Below are 354 nucleotides of genomic sequence, written 5' to 3' on the forward strand. Positions count from 1 at the left end.
CCCACATAACTGTACCACCAATAAGTGATGCCCAGAATGCATTTGTAACAGTTAAATTGAAGTTGAAATCAAAAACATCAAATTTACCAGCCGCTTTAGCTTGTCCAAGAGTTTCAAATAGTCCCATGTCTAATTTATTTAATGCCATAACAACTACTAAAATCATTCCACCCCAAACAATAACTGTTTGAACTACATCTGTCCAGATAACCGCTTTTATACCACCGGCAATTGTGTAGATTATAGCTGCTGTTACAATCAATGGTACAATAACTTGTAAAGACCATCCAGTAATAGTTTGTAAAATAAGTGCAGGAATAAATACCATTGAACTTACTTGAATAAGTGAGTTAA

The 354-nt window shown here is 34.2% G+C and carries 1 protein-coding gene; it reads right to left on the reverse strand.

All coding sequences use genetic code 11. From position 1 onward, the window contains the following. Positions 1 to 354: sodium:solute symporter family transporter (locus ACQ3F0_RS26835; protein WP_428868875.1), on the reverse strand; the 354-nt coding region annotated here is incomplete at both ends.

Origin of the sequence: Clostridium sediminicola (assembly GCF_050402865.1) — a bacterium.
Classification (GTDB): Bacteria; Bacillota; Clostridia; order Clostridiales; family Clostridiaceae; genus Clostridium_AF; species Clostridium_AF sediminicola.